General features: G+C 67.4%; 4 protein-coding genes and 1 pseudogene. All 5 read left to right on the top strand.

Annotated features, from left to right (window positions below; translation table 11 throughout):
• Nucleotides 1-395, top strand: a pseudogene (locus X946_RS09655) (collagen-like triple helix repeat-containing protein); the annotation flags it as partial.
• Nucleotides 396-484: 89 nt separating this feature from the next.
• A complete protein-coding gene (locus tag X946_RS09650; RefSeq protein ID WP_038746251.1) occupies nt 485-1,768 on the top strand; it encodes a methyltransferase family protein in 1,284 nt (427 codons plus the stop codon).
• A gap of 712 nt (nt 1,769-2,480) precedes the next feature.
• Entirely contained in the window at nt 2,481-3,824 is a 1,344-nt protein-coding gene (locus tag X946_RS09645; RefSeq protein WP_038746248.1) for a membrane protein, read from the top strand.
• 31 nt (nt 3,825-3,855) lie between these two features.
• A complete protein-coding gene (locus X946_RS09640) occupies nt 3,856-5,184 on the top strand; it encodes a cellulase family glycosylhydrolase (protein ID WP_038746339.1) in 1,329 nt (442 codons plus the stop codon).
• Between the two features lie 106 nt (nt 5,185-5,290).
• Entirely contained in the window at nt 5,291-7,654 is a 2,364-nt protein-coding gene (locus X946_RS09635) for a GNVR domain-containing protein (RefSeq protein ID WP_038746245.1), read from the top strand.
• The last annotated feature ends 240 nt before the right edge of the window (nt 7,655-7,894 follow it).

The raw sequence follows: 7,894 nt of genomic DNA, 5'->3' as shown, positions 1-7,894 counted from the left end.
TTGCACCGATCACGAGCGCGCTGTCGGGCGGCACGACGAACCCGCTTGCACCGATCACGAGCGCGCTGTCGGGCGGCACGACGAACCCGCTTGCCCCCGTCACCGGCCTGCTCGGCGGCGCGTCGGGCTCGACGAGCGGCAACGCGACAACGGGCCTCAACGCCGTGCTGGCACCCGTCACGAACCTCGTCGGCTCGCTGGCCACCGGCGTGAGCGGCACCGTCGCGACGACGTCGCCCGCCCCGAGCACCGGCTCGACGACGACCGCGCCCGCCACGGGCGTCGTCGGCAGCCTGACCGGCACCACGACCGCGAGCGGCTCGTCGACGACGAATCTGCTCGCGCCCGTGACCAACCTGATCGGCGGCCTGCTCGGCGGCGTCACCGGCAAGTAAGCGCGGGCGAGCCGAACGGCGCGGCGGCCGGGACCAACCAATCCAAACACCCGGCCGCCCGCCGTCCATGTCATGACACGGGGGATGACATGCAATCCACTCTCGACAGCGTCGCGAACGCACAAGAACGGCCGCCGCGCTCGGCGACGCCATTTTCGATCGGCCTCGCCGGCATCGCGGCGGGGCTCGTCACGCTGTGGGCGTCGCGCGGCGCGGCCGCGCTGACCGGCACCGAACGCAGCCTGCTCGCGTGCGCGGCGATCATCGCGACAATCGGCGCGTATGAACTCTTCGTCGCGCGCGTCCATCTGCGCCCGAGCGCCGGTCTCGCGAACCGCGCGCTGCGGCCGCTCAGCATCGCGCGCGTGTCGCTGCGGCTCGCCGCGCTCGCGTCGGTCTACGCGGGCATCGCACTCGTCTACTGGCTGCTGCCCGAATATCACGGCGCGTTCTACCAGCCGTTCTGGTCGCTCGTCGGCACGCTCGCGCCGTACGTCGCGCTCGCCGCACCGTTCTATTTCGGCTGGATGGACCGCCGCCAGCGCGACGTCGACGACGCCTATCTATGCTGGGCCCGATGGCTGTTGCGGGGGCAGCGCCCGGCCGACTGGCGGCCGATTCGCGAGATGCTCGCCGGCTGGGCCGTGAAGGCGTTCTTCCTGCCGCTGATGGTCGTCTATCTGTCGACCGACGCGGATCGCATCGGCGCGTCGTTCGCCAGCGCCGCGAGCGCGCCGTTCTCGCTCGCGACGTTCCGCTTCATGTACGACCTGTCGTACACGATGGATCTGATGTTCGGCGCGGTCGGCTACCTGTGCACGTTCCGACTTCTCGACAGCCACGTGCGCAGCGTCGAGCCGACGACGCTCGGCTGGCTCGCCGCGCTGATCTGCTACCAGCCGTTCTGGTCGCTGATCGGGAACAACTACATCCACTACGAAGGCTCGATGTTCTGGGACAACTGGCTGCTGTCCGCGCCCGCGATCCGCTTCGCGTGGGGCGTCGTCATCGTCGCGCTGCTGCTCTGCTATGCGTTGTCGACGATCTCGTTCGGACTGCGTTTCTCGAATCTGACGAATCGCGGCATCATCACCTCGGGCCCGTATCGCTTCACGAAGCATCCGGCGTATCTCGCGAAGAACCTGTCGTACTGGATGATCTCGGTGCCGTTCGTCGAGCCGCTCGGCTGGCGTCTCGCGATCATGCATTCGGCCGCGCTCGTCGCGGTGAACCTGCTGTACTGGCTGCGCGCGAAGACCGAGGAACGGCATCTGATGCGCGATCCGGAATATCGTGCGTACGCCGAATGGATCGCGCGGCACGGACTGTTCGCGAAGCTCGGGCGGGTGGTCGGATGGGAACGGCACGCGTAGCGCGAACGCGCGGCGATCGAAGCGCCGCGAGCGTCGATGCACATTCGGCATGCCGTCGTGCGCATGACGGGGCGCCGCGCGATCGATCCCGCATGAACGCACGTCCATCGCGCAAGCGGCGAGCGATGCTGCGCCGCGTGCCCGATCGATTCGGCCGCCGAAGCACGCAAGGCCATTTCGAGATTGCGCATCGGAAGAACCGGCGAGCTCACATTCCCTGACATTCGCGCGACGACCTCGAGCAACAGCGCCGACTCCGCGCAAGAGCGCGCCCGCCGATCCTCCGGCGCCGCTTGCGCACCTGCCTTCGGCGCACGGCCGCCGACGCCCCCGCAGCGGCCGCATCGTTTCACGCAGCCTTCCGCCAAGCGCGCGCCGCGTGCCATTGCCTTCCCCTATTTTTTACCGCCGCCCGCGCCGATTCCTCGCTTTTCATCCCATCTGCGTAGTGTGGGCTGTCGTACTTTCCCCGCCGGGCGGCGACGCTATCCTTCGACGCAGATGCATGGCTCGCACGTCGATCCATGTCCGACGCCACGGCCCGACGGTCGCGGCTCCTCCCGCCAACCCGGCCGTCGTAACGACGGCTGGCCGCGCGAACGCGTCTACGGGCGCGCGGCTGGAGTGAATCAGACGAATTGAGCCGAGACCGCCGTTTTGCGGCATCGCTCGCTGATTAAAGGCGGTGCCCGCAACCGTTCGAGACTCGACGATGCCAGCCCGCAGCCCCCGGCGGTTCGATCCGCAGCCCGACTCGCCATTCGACCATTACGCACCGATGCAACGTATCTCGACGATACACAGACTCTGGGCGGCGACGTTCGTCATCGCAGTCGCGAGCGACGTGCTGTCCGGCGCGATCCGCTACTACACGTCGCTCGCCGGCGTCGCAGCGCTCGGCTATCTGCCGAAAGCGCTGATGGTCGCGTGCCTCGGGCTCGCGATCGTCCAGCGGCCGAAGGCGAGCCACGTGCTGATCGCCGCGTATCTGGCGGCGCAGACGTGCGTGTCGCTCGCGAACGGCGTCAGCCTGAGCGCGGTCGGCTTCTGGATCTGGACGATCGCGCCGATGCTGTTCGCGCTCGTCATGCCGCTCGAGGCACTCGACGAGCTCGAGTCGCAGCGGATGCTCCGCGCGTTCGTCGCGCTCGCGCTGCTGTGCATCGGCGGCGTGCTGCTCAATTACTTCGTGAAGCTGCCGTGGGTCGGAGGCAGCGTCGACATCGGCGGCGTCAGCGTGCAGCTCGCGAAGTCGTCGTATGTCGGCACGTCGTCGCGGCTGCCCGGCTTCGGCCGAAGCAGCGCGACGACCGGCCTGATGATCGGACTGCTGACGACCTGGGTGTTTCCGCGCCTGCGCTCGCGGCTCGCGCTCGCCGCGCTGCTCGCGCTGGCGGCCGTCGGCATCTGGGCGACGACGAACAAGACGACGCTCGTCGCGCTCGCGCTCGTCGTCGCACTGCATTTCATGCTGCGCACGCGTTCGCTGCGCACGGCCTGCATCTGGGCGACCGCGATCACGATCGCGCTGCCAATCGCCGGCTGGCTCGTCACGCTCGCGAGCACGCAGGACGTCGGCAGCTCGGGCTCGCTGTCCTCGATGCAGGACCGCTTCATCAACACGTGGCCGCTGCTGATCGAAGGGCTGCTGCGCGAGCACCTGATCTGGTTCGGCATCGGGCCCGGCGGATTCGGCTCGGCGGTCGGCTACTACACGGCCGACTTCGGCTTCAACGTCGGCTACGCGGACAACATGGCGCTCTACACCGTCGCGAATTTCGGTGTGATCGGTGCGGCGCTGCTCGTCGCCGCATTCGTGCGCTTCGTCCTCGCGCAACCGGCGAACGATCGGCCCGTCTGGTTGATGTTGTGCTTCCTGCTCGTGAGCGGCGTGACGACGGACATCTGCGAAACGATCGGCTGCCTGCTGTTCCTCGGCGTCACGCTGCGCTCGATCGGTCTGCGCGCGCCGCAGCGCGCGCACGTCGCCAGCGCGCGCATCGCGCTCGAACGGCTGCGATACGACACCGGCGTGATCGCGCCGAACGCGCGCTGAAGCCGCCATGCGCCGCGAAGGAAACGACGACATGAAGAACTGCACGCCCAACCCGCGCCGCCGGCTGCTCGTCGCGCTCGCCGGCGCGGCACTCGGGGCGCCTCGCCTCGCCGGCGCCGCGCGCACCGTCGCGCTGGACGCCGCCTATGCGAACGCCGACGCGAAGCGCGCATACGTCGACTTGCCGGGCTTCGTCGCATCGCGCGACAACACGGGCATCGCGGTGCACGCGATCGGCGACATGAAGCTGCTCGACGCAGTCAAGGACGCCGGCTTCTCGTTCGTCCGGGCCGACCTGTTCTGGGAAGCAGTGGACACACCGCACGGCTGGGACTTCTCGAAATACGACGCGCTCGTCGCCGATCTGTCCGAGCGCGGACTCGGCGCGCTGTTCATTCTCGGCGGCATGCATCGCGTGCACAGCCCGAACCAGCCGCCGACGACGCCCGCTCAGCTCGCCGCGTTCCGCCGGTACGTGTTCAAGGCCGCGCAGCGCTACAAGGGCAAGCCGGTGCGCTTCGAGGTGTGGAACGAGCAGGACCACAAGACCTACTGGCTCGGCGAGCCGTCTCCGGCCGCTTACCGCAACGTGCTGAAGCAGGCGTTGCAAGCGGTGAAGGCCGCGAATCCCGATGCGATCGTCGCGACGGGCGGCGTGCAGCAAGTCAACCGCACGTTCATCCGCGCGGTCGGCGACATCGCCAGCGCAGCGCAGCCCGCGCCCGACGCCGTCAGCGTGCATCCGTACCGGCAAACCGAACCGGAAACGGTGTTCGCCGACTACGCCGCGCTGCGGCGCGACCTGTCGTCGTATCGGACGCGGCAGCAGATCTGGGCGACCGAATGGGCGTACCCGGCCTACGGCTACAACTACGTCGCCGATATCGGCGACGGCCATTCGAGCGTCGCACGCGCGCGGCAGGCGAAGTACGCGGTGCGGCTGCTGCTCGCGAACTGGATTTCGCAGATCGGGCTCACGTCGTACTACGACATTCGCGACGACGGCCGCGATCGCAAGAACATGGAGCACAACTTCGGACTCCTCGACGCCGACAACGGGAAGCTGCCCGCGTACGTCGCGGTTCGCCAACTCTTCTCGTTCACCGGGGATGCCGAACGCGCTCAGTATTTTCTGGATTCGGACGCGCGCTACGTGGTGCTGAAGCTGACCGCCGCGCGCGCGACGAAGTATGTGGTCTGGTGCTACGGCGACGGCAACGCGATCGGCGTCGACCTGTCGCGGCTGCCCGCCGGTGCCGCCGTGACCGACATGTACGGCACCGGGCTCGATGCCGGCAACCGCAGGCGACTCGACGTTCCGGAAACGCGAGGGCCGATATTCATCACGATCGGAGCATGAGCGTCGCGCCCGGCTCCGCCTTCGCGCCGAGCCGGGCACGCGCTCGATGAAGAGGATTGACTCAGAGGATTGCGGCGGCCTTCGCCGCATATCACGGGAAATAACGATGGATCTGAAAGCACAACCCATTTCGGCGGCTCCGCACGCCAAGAGAAACGACGGGCTCGCGAGCCTGTGGTGGAGCGTCGCTCGGCATCGCACGCTATTCGCGGCGATCGTCGTCGTGTTCTTCGCGCTCGGCCTGCTGTACGCGCTCGTCGCCACGCCGCAATATCGCGCCGAAGCGCTGCTGCGGATTCAAACGAAGCCCGGATCGTCGATCAGCGCGCTGTCGGACGTGTCCGGTACGATCTCGAACGGCCCGTCCGCGAACGACGAGAGCGAGGTGCTGACGTCGCGCGCGATCGTCGGCGCGGCGATCGAACAGATCGGCGCAAACCTCGAGATCCGCACGCTCGACTATTTCCCGCTCATCGGCCGTCTGCTCGCTTCCGGCCACGCGAGCGACGACGAGCTCGCGTCGCCGTTCCTCGGACTGTCCGGCTTCGCATGGGGCGGCGAAAAGCTGAAGCTCGGCGAGCTCTCGCTGCCCGACGCCGCGCTCGGCAAGAAATTCCGGCTCGTCGCGGGTGAAAACGGCCAATGGGCGCTCTACGACAAAAGCGATCGCCTGCTCGCACGCGGCGCGGTCGGCCAGACCGTGCCGTTCGCCGTCGCCGCGGACGGCGAGCGCGCACAGGCGGGACAGATTCGCGTCGACACGCTGCGCGCGCGCGCCGGCATCGCGTTCTCGATCGTCAAGGAGCCGACGCAGCTCGTCTACGACGACGTGATGAAGAAAATGAAGACCGTCGTGGCGAATCGCGATTCGACGCTCGAAGAGCCGTCGATGATGAAGCTCATCTACCAGGCCGACACGCCGCAGCGCGTGCAGGAAATGGTGAACGCGATCGTGCGCGTCTATCTGGATCAGGACATCAAATATCGCGCGGAGAAGGCGCAGCGCAATCTCGACTCGCTGCACGCGCGCCTGCCCGGCCTCAAGAAGGACCTCGAGAAAGCCGAGGACGCGCTGAACCGCTACCGCACCACGACGGGCACGATCGACGTCGACCAGCAAGGCATCGCGCTCATCAACCGGCTGAACTCGCTGTCCGAGCATCAAACCGTGCTGCAACTCGCGCTCGACAACGTGAAGGCGCGCTTCCTGCCGGGCAGCACGACCTATCAGACCGTGCAGACGCAGCTCGATCAGGTGAAGAAGGAAATTCAGCAGACGACCACGGCGGCCAACCGGTTGCCGACCGCGCAACGCGAATTCGTTCGCCTGTCGCGGCAGGTATCGGTCGCGACGCAGCTTTACACGAGCGTGCTGACCAACGCGCAGCAGCTCGAGATCGCCGTGGCGAGCACGACGCCGGGCGTGAGCGTCGTCGATTGGGCAAGCAAGCCGTACAAGAAGGCATGGCCGCAGCGCGGCATCATCATTCTCGGCGCGCTGCTGGGCGGGCTGTTCGCGGGCCTCGCCGCGGCGTATCTGCTTGCGCGCCATCGCGATGAGCTGAACGGTCCGCAATCGATCGCGGACGTGTCGGACATCCCCTGCGTCGCGGTCATCGCACCGTCGCCGGCCGCGCTCGCGCAGCGCGACGACAGGGCCGGCAGCTCACGCGCGGCGGTAAAGCCGCTTGCCGCGCAATATCCGAACGACCCGGGCATCGAGGCGCTGCGCGCGCTGCGCACGAGCCTGCGCGCAGCGCTTGCGCACGACGGCCGCGGCGGCGGCAAGGTGCTCGCGTTCGCGGGCCCGACCGCGGGCGTCGGCAGCAGCTTCGTCGCATCGAATCTCGCGTATCTGTTCGCCGACGCGAACGCGTCGGTGCTGTTCGTCGACGCGGACATGCGCGGCGGTTCGCACAACCCGCTCGGCGTGGGCCGCAACGGCGGCAGCATCGGTCTCGCGAACGTGCTCGAAGGCGGCCAGCCGCTCGACAAGGCGATCGTCAAGCTCGGCAAGAGCAAACTGTCCGTGATGACGCCCGGTACGCTCACGGGATCGAATCCGGGCGAACTGCTCGAGCGCGCCGAGTTCTCGCAGTTGCTGGCGACGCTGCGCACGCGCTACGACTTCGTGATCGTCGACGCGCCCCCCGTGCTCCCGTTCAGCGATGCGCTTTCGATCGCCGCGCAGGATTGCGACGCAGTGCTGATCGTGTCGCGCGGCAGGACGACACGCGCGGCCGAACTCGAAACGGCGCTGCAGCGCCTCGACAGCGTCGGCGCGAAAATCGCCGGCCACATTTTCAATGCATACGTCGCGCCGCCGCGCCCGCCCCGCACGTCGCTGCGGGACGGGTGGCGCGACGTCGCCGAGCGTTGGACCAAGCCTCGACGCCCCGCCCGACCAGCTCAGGCGAAGCAGACGTTCAGGTTGGCGAAAGGAGCCGTCGCGAAAGCCTCTCGAAACTGAAGGCAGAGGCTCCGATCAGATCGGATTCCGAATCGATTCGATACGAAGAAGTAATCGCACCTAAAACCGGAGGTTTCCGCACCTCCGGTTTTTTATTGGCTCAAGCGTTTAAATCTTTGCTACGGCGCCGACGATCGTTTCATGAATCGATCATGAATCATGCAAGAACCTCAGTAGACAAAACATTCGATCGATTTCTTTCTCCCGTGCGTATCGGGCATGAACCGAGACCATGCACGA

Origin of the sequence: Burkholderia sp. ABCPW 111 (assembly GCF_000773065.1) — a bacterium.
Classification (GTDB): domain Bacteria; phylum Pseudomonadota; class Gammaproteobacteria; order Burkholderiales; family Burkholderiaceae; genus Burkholderia; species Burkholderia savannae.
Note: the sequence above shows the minus strand (reverse complement) of the source record. Positions and strands in the feature narration are given on the sequence as shown.